The organism is Bradyrhizobium sp. USDA 4504 (assembly GCF_054063995.1).
This window is the reverse complement of record NZ_JBSSGV010000001.1, coordinates 5,757,995-5,772,530: the sequence shown is the minus strand read 5'-3', so window position 1 is coordinate 5,772,530 and position 14,536 is coordinate 5,757,995. Positions and strand designations below refer to the sequence as shown.

The window sequence follows — 14,536 nt, the reverse complement described above, 5'->3', positions numbered from 1 at the left end:
CAGAGAAAAACATATTTGAGGAAACACCCATGACGATGTCCATCGCGGTAGACAAGGCGCCCGCCGAGCGCGCCAACATCAGACGCGCCGTGACTGCGGCGACCATCGGCACGATTATCGAGTGGTTCGACTATGCGCTTTACGGCGCCGCGTCGGGCTTGTTCATCAACAAACTGTTCTTCCCGCAGTTCTCCGCCTCGGCGGGAGTGCTGGCGGCGTTTGCGACGTTCGCCGCCGGCTTCTTCAGCCGGCCGCTCGGCGGCATCCTGATTTCGCATTTCGGCGATCGCTTCGGGCGTAAGCCCGCGCTCATCTTCACGGTCTCGCTGATGGGCCTGTCCACCGTCGCGATGGGTCTCTTGCCAACCTATGCTCAGATTGGGGTGTTAGCTCCCATCCTCTTGGTCATTTGTCGCCTGCTGCAGGGTTTCGGCGCTGGTGCGGAATATGCGGGAGCCGTGACGCTCGTCTCCGAATACGTCCCCGCTCATCGCAGGGCGTATTTCACTGCCTATCTGTCGTCGGCGACTGTCGCCGGCATCATGTTTGCGACGCTGCTCTTCCTTCTTGTTGCCTATCTGCCTGAAGAAACCCTGTTCGGCTGGGCGTGGCGCGTGCCGTTCCTCGTCTCGGCACTCCTCATTGGCGTCGCGCTCTACATTCGCCAGAACCTCGACGAGACGCCTGAATATGTCGAGGCGATGGAGCGTGCCGCCGCCCACCGCCGCGAAGCGCGGGTGCCAGTCGGCGAACTTATCCGCAATAGCCCGCGAGAGGTCGTGTGCGGCTTCCTTTCGATCACTGGGCACAACGCGAACGCGTACATCCTCAGCGCGTTCAGCCTGAGCTACATGACCAACACGCTGGGCATGGCCCGGACGGACGCGCTGACGGCTGTTATCATCGCGACGCTGACCGGCATCGTGCTGACGCCGCCTGTTGGTGCGCTCGCCGACCGCGTCGGCCATGCGCGAGTCTATCTCTTCGGCGGCGTTTTCACAATGTTGTACGCGTTCCCAATGTTCGCAATACTTGGCACGAAGAATGTGGTGCTGGCGACGCTGGCTCTGAGCATCGGCTTCGGCATCGGCTATAGCGGGCTTGCCAGCGCGCAGGGCGCGTTCCTCGCCAACCTGTTCCCGACCCGCTACCGTTTCTCTGGCATCGCGCTGGCGCGTGAACTGAATGCTCTCCTGATCGCCGGTCCGACACCGTTCGTGGCATCGGCGCTCGTGGCCGCCGGCAATGGCAAGCCGACGTGGGTCGTTGCCTATCTGATGGCTTGCTGCGCGATCACCGTCGTTTCGGTTACCGCCATTCGGTCGCGGTCCTACGAGCGAGGCAGCGACTGACACGGGTGCAAGGGTCATGCAGATCCACGATCGAAAGGGAGGGTCGATTGAGGTTTGTTCCTAATGACGGGGGTGGGCGCGCGAACGCCAAGCCTGAACAGAGCGACTCGCGGCTCCTGCTGCTTTCCAGCGCCGACAATGTGCTGGTCGCACGCGGCAAGGTCGCTGCAGGGGAGACCATAGTTGTCGATGGCGTGGCGGTAACGCTCGCGATCACGATCTCGCTTGGCCACAAGATCGCCCGCTGCGGCATCGGGCTAGACGAAAGGATCGTCAAATACGGTGTGCCGATCGGTTCGGCGACGGCGCACATTGCGCGCGGCGAACATGTTCACGTCCACAACGTGCGAGGATTTGCAGGCCAGCCCGCATGATAAACAACCGGCGTGTCGCGCAGGCGATCATGGATCTTCGCGACGACCTCGATCCGCGCCAGCGCGGACGTAATCGCCGCCTGCACGTCGGCATTAGGGTCCGACCGCGCCTGCAAACGGAGGATCGACATGATGGTCGCGAGGTCGTTCCTGGTCCGGTGAGCCAACTCCATCATGAGAACGTCCGCGTAGGCCTTCGCCTCCGAGTGCTTCTGGAGCGCTGCGCGCAAGGCTTCCGTTACCCCTGCAAGACATAGCCCGCTCGCCAGGAAGATGAGGAGCGGCAGGATCGCGGCGCTCGGCGGCGGAGGGATAAAATATCGCGCCGCCAGCGCCGCGCTCGCGCCGGTGGCCAGAAAGCCTGAACCGCGATCGAAGATGACAGAGGCCAGGAAAATGGCCGGGATGAACAGCACCAGCGGATAGGGTCTCAACTGATCGTCCAGCAGGAGCTTGGCGACAAATGCCAGCCCGACGAGCCCGAGGCTCAAAAGGTACCGCGCCCACAGGGGAATATCTGGGCGTGACGGACATGAAGCGAAGCAGGAGCCGGTCCATTGAAAGCAACGAACCGGCTTGTCGGCCCGTTCCTGTCGCTTGCTTCAAGCGCTTCGGCCGGCGCGTGGACTGTTGAGCCTAGACCAAAGTCTGGACGCTGTTTGCCGCAGGGCCTGCTGAGGAACGATTCAACAAAGCTTGAGTTCGTCCCAAAAGAACCGACCAAAAAATCCAAGAGGGTAAAATCCAAGAGGGTAAAGCCATGACGCGATCAGTGGAGGAGCTGAGGCGGCAGTCCGAGCGCAGCCGTGCCGAACTCGCGGTGACGGTCGATAGGTTGAGGGAGCGGATATCGGATACCGCTGACGACCTCCGCCACAAGGTCTCGCCGCAACACATCAGATCGGAAGTCTCCGATTACATCAGCAACAAGACCCAGAGTTGGGTCGAGGCGCTGAAGCAACAAGCGATGGATAATCCGATGCAGGCGGTCGCTGCGGGGACTGCGGTCGCAATCCCGCTTCTGCGCCTGGCGCGCGGTTTTCCAGTGCCCCTTCTGATGATCGGGGCTGGCCTTGCCCTGACCTCGAAGACGGTGCGCGACCGGGCCACGGAAGCGGCTGCACCGGTGATGGAGAAGGCGGGAGAGATGCTGGATCAGGCCGCCGACCGGGCCGACGCGCTGAGCAGCGACGTGAGAAACCGGCTGACTTCGGCTCAAAACCAGGCCGGCGATATGGCTGGCGACGCGCAAGATGCCGCCGCCGCCCTGGCCGACGACCTTGGCAAGCGAGCGGCGCAGGCCGCCGGCACCGTCGGCGATACGCTCAAGAGCGGCATGGATGCCGTGAAGGACAGAGCGGGCGCGGCCAAGAACGCGGCGGCCACGGTGCCTGCGAAGGCCCGTCAGGTCATTGGCGACAATGCCGCCTTGATAGGCGGTCTTGGGATCGCGATCGGCGCCATCCTTGCCGCGGCTCTTCCCGAAACCAGCGCCGAAGCCAAGGCGGTGGGCCCGGCGAGCAACAGCGTGAAACGAGCGGCGGGCGAGGCTGCACAATCCGGTTTCGAGGCGGCCAAGGACGCGACGATGTCAGCGGCCGACGCGGCGGCGCGAAGCGTCGGCGAGGCCGATCTCGGGGGGCATGCCGGCCGGATGACGGAAAACGTGGCCGACAGGCTCAAAGAGGCTGCCGACGACGTCGTCAGGGCGGCCTTCAGTCCTTCCCCAAACCCGAACACCTGAAAGAACGATCATGAGCGATGTGGACCTGAGTAAAGAGACGAATTCCACGCAGAACCGGAATACCGACCCCTCGCAGACCCTCAAGGAGCAGATGGCCGATGCCGGCGCCGAGGTGAAGCAGCGCGCCGGCGATGCCCTCCGAGCGTCGACCGATGTCGCCAACGACAAGTTCAAGGAGGCGGCTGATGCCGCCAAAGACGTGGCTTCCGGAACGGTGGACCAGATCGAGGGCCAGGCGCGCGACAAGCAGCGGTCGGGCGCGAACTTCATGGCACGCCTTGCCGGTAACATTCGCGAAGCGGCGCGCGCCTTCGAGAGCGATGCGCCGTTCGCTGCCCGTGGCATGACTTTCGCCGCCGAATATGTCGATGACGCGGCCGATAAAATCCGTGACGGAAGCTTCCGCGACCTCGTCGACGGCGCCACCGATTTTGCGAAGCGGCAGCCGGCCGCGTTTCTGGGGATCTCGGTCCTTGCCGGTTTCGCGGCAGTCCGTTTCCTGAGGGCGTCGGGCGGGCGGTCTTCATCCTCGAAACGGCGCGAACAATCGTCATCCTCGCAGCAAAGCAACGTGTCATGAGCATCCAGAACGATATCAAAACGAGTCAGAACGATCTTCGAACCATCTCGACATTGCTCGGCGATGCGCTGTCGCAGTTCGCCAAGCTGTTCCAGAACGAGGTGGATCTCGCCAAGGCCGAATTCGGCGAAAAAGTTCAGAAGGTCGGCGGCGCGCTGGTCTTCATCGTTGGCGGCGCCGTCCTTGTGATCCCAGCCTTGGTGATGGCGCTGTTCGCCTTATCGGCGGCAATGATTGGGGCAGGGTGGTCACAGCCGCTCTCCTATTTGACGTCGGCGATCATGGCCGTGATGATCGCGGCCGTACTGTTCGCGATCGGCATCAACCGGCTAGATGCCCGCAACCTGGTGCCACGGGAGACCATTCGGCAACTCGATAAGGACAAGGACACCGTGAAGGGGATGGTGAGATGAGCAGCACGCAGGCGGGCTTTTTCGACAGTCTGGTGACCGCGGTGCGGGAAAATCCCCTCGCCGCAGCACTTATCGGAGGCGGTGCGTTCTGGCTGTTGGCTGGCGACGAGAAGCTGAAGAGCGCGGCGCGATCGGCGACCGCGGCGGCTTCGCCGATCGTCGATCTCGGCGTGCGCAATGTTCGCGCGGCCGCCTCCGAGCTCCAACGGACCGCCGCGCCACCGACCGCGCCTGAAACGGATCACGACGACGCTACGGGCTTCGGTGAAACCGTACGCGAGGCCAGTAGCGCGGCTTCAGACGCCATGTCGGGAGCGGCCGACGAGATCAAGGGCCGGTTCGACGAAGGTATCGCCTATGCGCGCGAGAACCTCGGCATGCCTGGAAAAGAAGCTCTCACGAAAGCGCAATCATCGTTGGCCGACGTGCTTGACCGGCAACCGCTCGTCCTTGGCGCCGTGGGCTTGGCAATCGGTGCGGCCATCGCGGGTGCGTTCCGGACTTTCGATCTCGAGAACGAATGGGTGGGCGAGCTCAGCGACGATATCAAGGCTGATTTGAACACGCGCGCCGACGCGGTATCGCAAAGCCTACGCGAAGCCTCCGATACGTTGAAGGCCGAGCTCGGCGACGTCGGCACAGAGGCCGTCGATCGGGTGAAGCAGGCTGGCATCGATGCTGCTGATGCTGCACGGGAAAAGGTGAAGTCGCCATAAAGGAGGCGGTTCCAAGCCTCATAAGCTGCGGATTCGCCTAGGACGATGGCCTCACCGTCAATCACGAACTGCTTCTGGCGGTTCTTCAGCGCGGCCTTCACAATCCAAGGGAAGCGCTTCGTCCAGTCATGGCCGCCCTTCGTGATCAGCCGGACGCGGTCTCCGTCGCGCTCGACGCGCAGGCCGTAGCCATCGTACTTGATCTCGTGGAACCACTCCGGGCCGGCCGGAACCAACTTTCCAACGGTCGGTAGGTAGAACTCGAATTTAGGCATGACCGGCACATGGGTATGTGTTGCCGGTTTTGCGAATCCGCAGCAGAGGCCCCGATGTGGCGCTTCTCCGGGGCCTCGGGTTCTCGGCCTGGAGAGGACCGAGGAGTTAATTCAAACTCCCATCGACGACGGCGTCAAGTCTCGGGAAAAAGCGGAAATTGTCTCGCCGGGATTCACATGGTTTATTTTCGGACCGGAGCGTCGTTTGGGATGATCCGAGCAACAGGGCAGCTAATTTTCATTTCGTATTTTTTCAGCCCTAGAACGACGACCGTTGCTTCCTGGCGAGCGGCTCGGCGATCCAGCTTGGCCCCAGCATGATCCGGATGCTGGGGTCTCTTTTATGAGCAGGAACGAAGCGCAAGCATTGGCATTGGTCGCCCTGTTCAGTGCCGCACCGCTACAGGCACCGAGACGCCCAGCTACACACTGGCCCCAGCTTCACCGCTGGGCCCTTCCTTATTACGCCGTCCAGACAGGACACTTGCTGGGGCCGTTTTCTGTTAGTGGCCGCCAATTGGGGCAGCCTACACAGGCCTAATTTTCGTTTTCAGCTTACGATCGATCAGCATCTCGGCCCGGCGCTTTGCTAGTTCTGCCAATCGTGTGCGCACGGTATGGCGGGTCGTTTCTCCGCCGATCTCAATGATGATCTCGAACTGATCATCATATAGGCGTTTTACCTCGAACGTGACGCCCCTGTGGGTGAAGGTGCTTGGCATACGCAGGGGATAGCAAATCGATGTGCGGTCCTTGCACCGGGATGCTACGGGAAATTGTCCCACTGTAGGAATGGAGCCATGCAAGGCCGCTTGCGGAGGTGGCCTTAATCTCCCGCGTCGCCGGTTAGCGGACTTCCTAGGTCGAGGCCTTCATGGTCCGCTCGACCTCATCAGCTAGCTCCCGGTGGTGGGCCGCCAGCTTGGCAAACAGTTCTTTCTGTCGGATTGGTCGCCAGCTTGCTGATCAGCTCGCACTCCTCCGCTTCGACGCGAAGCTTCTCTAAGTGCGCCTGCATGTCCTTCATTTTGGGCTCCCGATGCCGAGATGTTATCACGGTTCCGGCCGACAGAATCTTGGAGAAAGTGGCAATTGCATAAGGGCGTGCTAACGTTGGTTCGTCGGGTCCGCACCCGACCATCCCGCTGGCCTCAGCGCCGGCCTTAAGGCCCCCAAAGGTGCTGGGGCCTTTTCTATGGCTGCTAGGAACGAACGTAGCGGAAGCTTGTTCGTCTGTCATCCGAATGCAGCTCTCACCATCCCCCCGACCAAACCGCATTCGGACAGTGTGCGTGGAAAGCCGATGGCCCCAGCGTGCTCCCAAGCGCTGGGGCCATCTCTTCACTTCAGGACACCCAATGCCGGCGCACTTCTCCGGGCTCCATGTTGAGCGCTAGGACGTATTCTGCGGCGAGCTGTCGCTGATGAGGCTAACAATCCATCCTTCCGGGATGATTAGGAACAGGCAAGCGCGAGGGCGGTTATCGGCAGGTCCGCATGCTTTCCCCCCGAGATCGGACACCATGGACCCCAGCGACGCGACCGCTGGGGTTTCTCTGACGCCGGTCACGCGAACAGGTCTTGCCGGCCTGCGGCGTACTCCACGTCAGCCCAATACTCAGCCGGCGTCGCCTTGTCCTGTTAGATCATAGAAGGCATCTGGATCTAGGGGTGCAGAAGAGAAAGCAGGCGCTGGCGAAGCCTCTCGCGATCAAGCTGTACTTCGCGCATTACCGCAAGCTCGGCTTCAATCTTGCTCGTGTCCTCATTCAGCCGCCTACATTCGATGAGCTGCGCTTCTTTCTCCGCCAGCCGCCTTTCTCCTTCGACTGTCGCGAATTCAATCTGCCTTAACTCGTCAATGATCGGCTCTTTGTACATCTCGTTGCGATGGCTGAACCGTGCGTCATGCTCGTTTGTCTTGCAATCTCCAAACGGCTCAACAACGCTTCAAGTTCCTAATGAGCCTAGCGATAGCGGGAACGACCGCAAGCGCTGCACCTGATGTGCGCCGAGTTTTCAGGCGAGTCCCAATCCAGGCAGATCGGCGAACTTCAGCCGGCCGTTGTGCTGGCACCCGACGCAGAACATGAGCACCGTCTTCCGCCGTTGCGATCGACGGGGCCGGACAGTAGCGGAGATGACGAGCGGGCTTGCGGCGCCAGGGCATGCGCCAATGATCGCGAATATCTCGCGCCGAGTGAAGCCGCTAGAGTTCGCGACCGCGATGCGCAGTTATCGCTAGCGATTGGTCAAGTGGCGGCGTCCTTTTCAGTCGAGGGGCCGCCTAGGTTTTTCATGATCCATTCCATGGCTGGATTAGGATAGCGAGAGTCCGTCGAATTGACATCCATTCGAGTGGCTGGGTTGAACGTCAGTTCATAGAACGCCGTTGCCGCTATCCCTTGCTCTAGCTCTGGTGCCTGCTTCTTGAAGCCATCGACCGATGAGGCCACGGAGAATTTGTAAGCGTAATGCTGACGCAGTCTAAACAAGCGTTCATGACGGGCGCCGGCAAAACGAACTAACCAATGCCAAGAACCCCAGCCCAAGCGCTCCGCGGGCATATCGAAAATGGTCGCGTCGGGCTAAGCGGCTGGCGGATGATCTCGAGCTTACACCCAAGCTTGAGCACTATGAGATGGCTCAAAAGTGCTATCGAGGTGCGCAGCATGGCATCGGTTTAGTGCGGGCCAGAGATCTCTCCGAACTTGCTGTAAAATCGATGGCCTCCATGGCTTTTGAGGGGGCGGCCTTGGGCGACGCCAAGGCGCAGTATCGCCTGCGCGACGAGAAGCAGATCGTCGCATGGTCCGTCGCGTTCGATCTCATATTGCTTGCTGGTAACCCGGTTGCCGCCTCAGCGTTGAATCGAGGAGGGCGATCACCGCAGGCCACTGATCCGGCTTTGGAGGCCATCGCAAAACACCAGCAGGCGGACGCGGACCACAATGCAGCCATCACGGCGACCGACGCCGAATATCGCTCTGAGGCCTATTGGCAGGCCGACGACCATCAAGGAGCATGCTGCCATGCGGAGGCCGATGCAGGTTGGGATCTGGCCTGGACAATTCCGACGACATTGGGCGGCGTTGCTGCGGTTCTCGAGTACGTGAAGCAGTACGAAGACAAGGGCGAGGAATGGCCCGACAGTGACTGCATCGGTCGGGAGGGCTGGCATTATCAGCTACGGCAGATGATGGCCGCTGCAGCTGTCAACTTAGCCTAGCGTGAAGGCGAGGCGCCCGCCGGTTCACGCCGGCGGGTTTTCCCCTGGCTCAATTTCCATCGTTTCCGGTGTTCGACGGTGGCGCGCGCTATGTTCGGCCATGGCTTTCACCGCCTCATCTTCGTCGGCGCAAAAAGCGATGCTTCGCCGATCGGCAAACACGAGCCACTGACGAAGGCCAACTTCCCTGATGACATACTCGGTCATTTTCGAGCGTCCCGCAGCGAGTGGGATGCATCTTATGCAAACGACGTTGCTGTTCCATTAATCAGAAGCCGGCCCAGACGGTGAGCGCGGGCGGCGGCCTGGATCTGATCAAAATGTACGCCGCCGGGCTTGAATGCAGCATCCCGGCGGCGGTCTTCCAGCTGGCCCGGCGATCCCAGCAACACTGCGGTAGCAGGGCGGTCACACACGCGAGTGATGCAGATCAATCTGCCCGCCGGATGATCCTACCGACGGGCTTTTGCGCGAAATCACCAGCGGCGATAACCGCCGTGATAGCCGTAACCCCTATGATAACCGTAGCCCCTGTGCACGTATCCGTAGCGACGGACGCCGTAGCCACGATAGCCGTAACCGTAGCCGTACGGCCTGTAGACGGGCGCCGTGCGGACACAGCCGTTCGGGCCGCAGACTACGGCGACGTTCTCGATGTTTGAAGCGGGAGAAAGTGTCGCGAGCGGCATCGCTGACGCGCTTCCTGCCGCAGCAAGGCTGCCGAGCGCAGCAAGTCCAACAAGTGCAAATTTAAGCTTCATGGTTTCCTCTCGTGGAATCTAAGGCACCCCACACTGTAGGAAGTTGAACGTGAATGCTGGATGAGCAGGCCAGCCGTTTTTGCGTGATGAAAATGCGGCATGCTTGTGCTCTGCGCGGGGTGTCCCCAAGCGGTCCCCTAGGAGTATCCGGAACGATGAGGGCGCCAAGGTCAGACTAGCTAAATGCGACAACGAGCAGGCCCGAGCACAACAGCACAAGACAGGTCGCGATTAGCGCGAGGAACCCATCGGACACGAAGTCATGATTACGCATGACACACCTCCCTGTCGCGGAAGGAAGCTGGTCCGAATTTATTAAAGATTTCGGAATCGAGTTTTTGAAGGGCGGGCAACTACTGTCTTTGCTGCCCAACTCCACGAAAGCCGTGTGGATCATCGAAATAGTCCCAAGAAAAGACGCCGCCGGTCTCAAAAATACACGCCCGGCGGCGTTTCCTTCCTGAACCGGGGGCCTGAAATCCCCAGCGCAGAGTCAACCGCAGAACCTGTGGCCTCGGTGATCGGCCGAAGGGCACTTCTTGTTACGCACTGTGATGTTGCGAGAGGAGCAGGAACAAGTGGCAATGTCGGGAATCTTACACAGGCTCCCGCGATAGGTTGCCCCCCGACCGGGAGTTTAAAACGGCCTTGGCGTTCCCCGCGCCAGGGCCGCTATCGTTGTTGTGCGGCATCGCCATCCTCAGGAACAAGTGGTCGGGCCAATGAGTCCCTTCATTGCTCCCGGAGACAGGTGGCGCGCTCGACCGGGAGTCTGGAATGGCGGCCTCGGCGCGCCGCGTCGGGGCCGTTCGTGTTTGTGGGCTGGACTGTGGGCTAATTTCGGTAGCTTAGATTAATTGTATTGTTTTCAACAGCTTAGGTGTGTATTGATCGGCTGATGCCGCAGCGGCGCCGACTACCGCAACAACTGTTTCCTTGGCCAGTCCAGATGCCGAGCTGATCGACCTGGGGAGCCGGTTCGTCGAAATATCGCGGCTTCGGGATGCCGCGAACGATGAAACGGGCCGCCTGGTTGAGATCGCCCGCCGGTCATACCCGCCCGGGACCTATCGGGACGCGTGTCTGCGCGGCGAGGAGGCGCGCAGCGCGTACAATGCAGCTATAGCCGACGCTAACGAGCAGTCGGGCTTAGCAGCGGCGCAAGAGGCGTTTGATGGCGCCATGGATCAGTTGCGCGCGCACTACGCCCGCATGATCGCAATGCGCCCGACGACGATCGACCATCGCTTCGGCGGTATTCCATTTCGAGTGGGATAGGGTCGAATACGCCGAGGGGGCCATCGAAGACGCAGCGCTCGCCGTGCTGGTCGCCGGCCTACTCGATAAGTCACTTCCGGATCATCTGCCAGTGTCGAGGCGGAAGAGTGCGAACTAATCAGCAAGCTCGCGACCAACGCGGCAAAGAAAGCGCTGTTCGCCAAACTGGCAGCGCATCACCGAGCACTCGCTGACGAAGTCGCGCGCGCAATGATTCCTGCGAGAGTACGCGCAGCGCACCGCCTTGCGAGGCGGCAATCCCCACAGGGCGAAAGCCTACTCTCGGGCCGCCGACAGCCTGGCGGCTCTTGCCGTCCCGCTGGACGTGCTCATCGCCGAGGATCGTCTTACGGAGATCCCGGGCGTCGGCAATGCGATCGCCGACATCATCACCAAGCTTCAGAAGACGGGCAGTCATCCCAGCCTCGAAAAGCTGCGGAAGGAGATCCCCACCTTCGCTTTCGCAGAGCTTAAGACGATGCCCGATGCGATCCGGCAAGGTCGGCAGGTGATGCCGCCGCAGAAGGCTTCGACCGCGCTGGTCTCGGCGGCGGCAGAACCGACGCCGGAAATGCAAACTGTCTTCATGCTGCGCTCTGCGTGGTTTCGTGACGAGCATGGGCAACGGAAGTTCGCGGGCCAATACGAAGATGCGACCATGCCGATCGCAGCGGCACTCCGTGCCCTGGACCAATGCATCGCGGTCGACGTGACCGATCCGCGCCGCGCACAGCTCTGTGGCGTGCGCGGCGGGGACTTCAATCCGCAGGCGGCTGATGTGATCGATCTCGACACCATCGAGGAGCCGATGAGCGCGACGCCCGTCGAGCTCGATCGGGTGCTGCGCGATGCCGTCTTCACCGTGATCGACCGCAGCGCAGATGCGCGCACGATCCAGATTGAGGTGCCGCGCCTGTGACCGCGAAAACCGCACCTCCCGGCTGGGCCATCGCATCGAAACGCGTATCGACGGCTACATCGCAGCGCGGGGAGACCGCATCCCGGTCGCCGTGGCGAAGATGATCGCCCGCGCTACGCGGCAGCCGGGGCACGGCGCCGTCGCAGCTAGCGGAATCCGATTCCCTCAACGTGTCGCAGGTCTGAAGCCGGGCGACCAGGATGCGGCGCGGCATACGGCTACAATAAACGTGGTCCGGATCGTGCCGACGGCTCGGGAGATCGCCCAGGCCGGGACCGTTGCGGATTGGCCGGCATTGTTCGGGCATCAACAGCGCGACGGCGCGACAAAGCGGGTTGAGGAGCGCCGATGATCACCTTGCCGATTACACGAAGCCGATCCGGATTCAGCTGAAGTCTGAGGCCAGCCGTTGCTAGGCTGCAGCGCTCGGTGCCCGCCGCGGTCGAGAGCGCTCTCTGGATGCCTGATGGAGGCATAGCGACGACTGCCAAGGCGGTTCAATGCGACCTGGTCCTCCATGCAAGGGGGATGGTTCGTGGTTGGGTCTGAAACGGCCACAGCAGCGGTCGAACTGGCCTTGGTGCGCATTCGCTCGTTGGCAGCCATGGCATGGCACGACCAGCTAAAACGGCAACGCCGGGAATAGGAACAATCCCTTAACCGGTCGGTTGATCGTCTGTTCAGTGCCGACCGTCATCGGCGTTGAACAAGGGATGACGTAGAAAACTTGGTCTCGGCACTTAACCGTCTCGTGCTGAGGCCTTCCTTTGCGCGAAGCGATGCGATTTGAGAGAAAGCTGTATGACGCCTAATGAACGCCGTGACATGCCATGGATTATTGGGGCTGCTGCTTTGGCTTTTGTCTTGTCGATCGTTGCCGGCGGCATGACGTACTTCCGGTAGCGGCCGGTCGGTTAGCCCGGGCGAGTATCGGGACCATTCACGAGTTGGCTCTCTAGCTCGGAAGCGCGACTTTCCAAGTCATTCATCTCGAGCCGGATTTTGAGAGCTAAATCCGTGTCCTTGCTTTGCTTAGCCAGGGCGAGATCCGTCTCTAACTCGCTCAGGTCCATCAAAATCTTCCCCAATTCCACGCTCGTCGCATAGGTCGGATCATCTTCAAGGTGGCTGTATCGGCTCCCGACCGCTGTACGAGATCGAGCCTCCTCATCGCGTTCGCGGTCGCCGATTGCGGAGAGAGCGCTTTGCGGGCTAGCGTTCTCGTGACGTTCATCGGCGATATGTTGTCTTTGGCTATCGCGCTCACGCCGGGTTTTCCTCGCCAGCAGGTAAACGACCATCACAGTGGCTAGGCCGATAACGATCGCAATGGCTGGACCGATGACGCTCATTTGTTACACCCTTATCCTTCTCCACAGGTCCAGACCACGAACTGACTTTCGACGCAGCCGATATTTGCTCGCAAATCAGCTTGAGTGAATAGATGCGCCCGCGGCACAGCCGCGGAGGGTTTACCGCGCGTTTTCAAATGAGCACGCCAGAAGACGTTCCAAAGAAGAGAGAAACAGATGGCGCACGGGATCAAAATCGGCTGCTGCAAGAAAGGCACGCCGAACAAGTTTTCAGGGCAGCTGAGCGCTGACCGAACCGGCGCGGTATCGCCAGGCGCGACCGTCCCGCCGGCCCGCACCACGCCAAGCACCCCGGATTTGAACGGAGGGTCAGTTTCCGCCGACGAGAGCATGTGCCGCTTAAGGCCGGCTCGGAAGCGGTCCATGAGGACGCACGGCGTCTGGAGGCCAGTCAGCTCTATGATCGCCGTGGGTCCGAGCTTGATGAGGGACCCGAGCGGCATTCGCTCAAGGTCCAGGCCGGCAATATGTTCTCGGCGAGATCGCCCGCGCCGACGTCGAAGCCAGCTTCGAGAAGGGATGCGAAGATTTCGGATTGGATCAGATGGACCTGTCGGAGATTGGGTAGGCGGGGCTGGCGGCGGGAGAGATAGCGGTGCCGGACGAACGCCGGCGTGGGCGTCGCCTTCGACGCCGTGACCTTCCACCAGGACTATGCAGTCCTGCGTCGGTTTGCTGAAGTGGTGCCCGCGGTCAGCCGCGACCGCCACCACCGTTCCTTCGAGCGAGTGGTCTTGTGCCAATGGCATTAGGCGACGCGGAAGAGCGAGCGCCGCCTCTGGCCGAGGTAGCGCGTGATCTCGCGAAGCGTCATCGCGTTCAGGACCCTGTCCGGCGGCACACCGCCTTTGCGCGCCATCTCTACACCCCAATGCATGTGATTGAGTTCAGGCGCCGAGTGCGCGTCCGGATTGATGCTCATCATGCAGCCGAACTCGAGCGCCGCCTCATGCCAACGCCAGTCTAGGTCAAGCCGCCATGGGTGGGCGTTGGTCTCGACGGCCACGTCATGCTTCACACATGCCTGCAACACTTTCTCAACGTCGATTTGGTAGCCTGGCCGCCGCTGGATTTGCCGTCCGGTCATGTGGCCGATGATAGTGGTTTGAGGATGCGAGATGGCCCGGAGCATGCGCTGCGTCTGGGCCTTGTCGGTTCAATTTGAACCGGCCGCGAATGCTCGCGACCACGAAGTCGAATCGCTCCAGCACGTCGTCGGCATTGTCGAGCGACCCGTCGGCAAGAATGTCGGACTCGATTCCTTTGAGGATCCGGAAATCCTTGCCGAATCGCTTGTTCAGCCGGTCGGCTTCCCTGTGCTGCTGCGCGATCTCCTCGACAGAAAGACCGCCAGCATAGTGGCCGCACGTGGAATTGAGCATCAGCCGAACGCCAGCTCAGGCGGACGGCGTCCATCACCGAGGTCGGACAATTCCTGCGGCCTTCCGTCATGGAACCTGAAAAGATGGCTAGGGAAGGGCCGTGATGCGGTTCTTTGTTCCGCATTGTGTTGACGTTCTGA

Annotated in this window: 15 protein-coding genes and 3 pseudogenes; 10 read left to right on the top strand and 8 right to left on the bottom strand. The window is 61.2% G+C overall.

Features of this window, described 5'->3' with window-relative positions; translation table 11 throughout:
- Positions 1 to 29: 29 nt before the first annotated feature.
- Complete coding sequence (locus tag ACVMB1_RS27120; RefSeq protein WP_141340630.1) at positions 30 to 1,352, top strand: MFS transporter; 1,323 nt, start codon at positions 30 to 32, stop codon at positions 1,350 to 1,352.
- Positions 1,353 to 1,399: 47 nt separating this feature from the next.
- Positions 1,400 to 1,726 (top strand): UxaA family hydrolase, encoded by a 327-nt coding sequence (locus tag ACVMB1_RS27115; RefSeq protein WP_141340629.1) that lies wholly within the window; start codon positions 1,400 to 1,402, stop codon positions 1,724 to 1,726.
- Here ACVMB1_RS27115 and ACVMB1_RS27110 read toward each other — a convergent pair.
- The gene (locus tag ACVMB1_RS27110) at positions 1,684 to 2,217 is read right to left on the bottom strand and encodes a histidine kinase dimerization/phosphoacceptor domain -containing protein (protein ID WP_141340628.1); all 534 of its coding nucleotides are present in this window, start codon (positions 2,215 to 2,217) and stop codon (positions 1,684 to 1,686) included. The two genes, ACVMB1_RS27115 and ACVMB1_RS27110, sit on opposite strands and share 43 nt — an antisense overlap.
- Before the next feature lie 269 nt (positions 2,218 to 2,486).
- Between ACVMB1_RS27110 and ACVMB1_RS27105 the strand changes: the two genes are divergently transcribed.
- The 4 genes from ACVMB1_RS27105 to ACVMB1_RS27090 all read left to right on the top strand — a co-directional run bounded on the left by ACVMB1_RS27105 (position 2,487) and on the right by ACVMB1_RS27090 (position 5,179).
- Positions 2,487 to 3,470 carry a DUF3618 domain-containing protein gene (locus ACVMB1_RS27105; RefSeq protein ID WP_076826798.1) on the top strand — a complete coding sequence of 328 codons (984 nt, stop codon included), beginning with the start codon at positions 2,487 to 2,489 and terminating at the stop codon, positions 3,468 to 3,470.
- Positions 3,471 to 3,561: 91 nt separating this feature from the next.
- Positions 3,562 to 4,050 (top strand): hypothetical protein, encoded by a 489-nt coding sequence (locus ACVMB1_RS27100; RefSeq protein ID WP_246786593.1) that lies wholly within the window; start codon positions 3,562 to 3,564, stop codon positions 4,048 to 4,050.
- Entirely contained in the window at positions 4,047 to 4,463 is a 417-nt protein-coding gene (locus ACVMB1_RS27095) for a phage holin family protein (protein ID WP_141340626.1), read from the top strand. Before ACVMB1_RS27100 ends, ACVMB1_RS27095 begins: the two co-directional genes overlap by 4 nt.
- Positions 4,460 to 5,179: a hypothetical protein gene (locus ACVMB1_RS27090; protein ID WP_141340625.1), complete on the top strand. Its 720-nt coding sequence runs from the start codon at positions 4,460 to 4,462 to the stop codon at positions 5,177 to 5,179. The genes ACVMB1_RS27095 and ACVMB1_RS27090 overlap by 4 nt, the downstream gene beginning before the upstream one ends.
- A gap of 50 nt (positions 5,180 to 5,229) precedes the next feature.
- Here ACVMB1_RS27090 and ACVMB1_RS27085 read toward each other — a convergent pair.
- Both ACVMB1_RS27085 and ACVMB1_RS27080 read right to left on the bottom strand, forming a co-directional pair.
- A pseudogene (locus tag ACVMB1_RS27085) lies at positions 5,230 to 5,454 on the bottom strand (ATP-dependent DNA ligase); the annotation flags it as partial.
- 892 nt (positions 5,455 to 6,346) lie between these two features.
- Positions 6,347 to 6,481 (bottom strand): hypothetical protein, encoded by a 135-nt coding sequence (locus ACVMB1_RS27080; RefSeq protein ID WP_256521277.1) that lies wholly within the window; start codon positions 6,479 to 6,481, stop codon positions 6,347 to 6,349.
- A 644-nt stretch (positions 6,482 to 7,125) separates the two neighbouring features.
- Here ACVMB1_RS27080 and ACVMB1_RS27075 point away from each other — a divergent pair.
- Positions 7,126 to 7,308 carry a hypothetical protein gene (locus tag ACVMB1_RS27075; RefSeq protein WP_158074179.1) on the top strand — a complete coding sequence of 61 codons (183 nt, stop codon included), beginning with the start codon at positions 7,126 to 7,128 and terminating at the stop codon, positions 7,306 to 7,308.
- Positions 7,309 to 7,706: 398 nt separating this feature from the next.
- Here ACVMB1_RS27075 and ACVMB1_RS27070 read toward each other — a convergent pair whose 3' ends face one another.
- Positions 7,707 to 8,006, bottom strand: a complete 300-nt coding sequence (locus tag ACVMB1_RS27070; RefSeq protein WP_141340624.1) for a hypothetical protein — start codon at positions 8,004 to 8,006, stop codon at positions 7,707 to 7,709.
- A gap of 203 nt (positions 8,007 to 8,209) precedes the next feature.
- Here ACVMB1_RS27070 and ACVMB1_RS27065 point away from each other — a divergent pair, with 203 nt between their 5' ends.
- Entirely contained in the window at positions 8,210 to 8,683 is a 474-nt protein-coding gene (locus ACVMB1_RS27065; protein ID WP_141340623.1) for a hypothetical protein, read from the top strand.
- A 24-nt stretch (positions 8,684 to 8,707) separates the two neighbouring features.
- Here ACVMB1_RS27065 and ACVMB1_RS27060 read toward each other — a convergent pair whose 3' ends face one another.
- Positions 8,708 to 8,890: a hypothetical protein gene (locus ACVMB1_RS27060; protein WP_076826811.1), complete on the bottom strand. Its 183-nt coding sequence runs from the start codon at positions 8,888 to 8,890 to the stop codon at positions 8,708 to 8,710.
- 269 nt (positions 8,891 to 9,159) lie between these two features.
- A complete protein-coding gene (locus ACVMB1_RS27055; protein ID WP_076826812.1) occupies positions 9,160 to 9,444 on the bottom strand; it encodes a hypothetical protein in 285 nt (94 codons plus the stop codon).
- Positions 9,445 to 10,380: 936 nt separating this feature from the next.
- Between ACVMB1_RS27055 and ACVMB1_RS27050 the strand changes: the two genes are divergently transcribed.
- The gene (locus ACVMB1_RS27050; protein ID WP_076826814.1) at positions 10,381 to 10,722 is read left to right on the top strand and encodes a hypothetical protein; all 342 of its coding nucleotides are present in this window, start codon (positions 10,381 to 10,383) and stop codon (positions 10,720 to 10,722) included.
- 217 nt (positions 10,723 to 10,939) lie between these two features.
- Positions 10,940 to 11,173, top strand: a pseudogene (locus tag ACVMB1_RS27045) (DNA polymerase/3'-5' exonuclease PolX); the annotation flags it as partial.
- 1,382 nt (positions 11,174 to 12,555) lie between these two features.
- On the opposite strand, the gene ACVMB1_RS27040 reads toward ACVMB1_RS27045, so the two are convergent.
- Positions 12,556 to 12,993 carry a hypothetical protein gene (locus ACVMB1_RS27040; RefSeq protein ID WP_076826817.1) on the bottom strand — a complete coding sequence of 146 codons (438 nt, stop codon included), beginning with the start codon at positions 12,991 to 12,993 and terminating at the stop codon, positions 12,556 to 12,558.
- Between the two features lie 769 nt (positions 12,994 to 13,762).
- A pseudogene (locus ACVMB1_RS27035) lies at positions 13,763 to 14,390 on the bottom strand (PHP domain-containing protein); the annotation flags it as partial.
- Between the last annotated feature and the right edge of the window lie 146 nt (positions 14,391 to 14,536).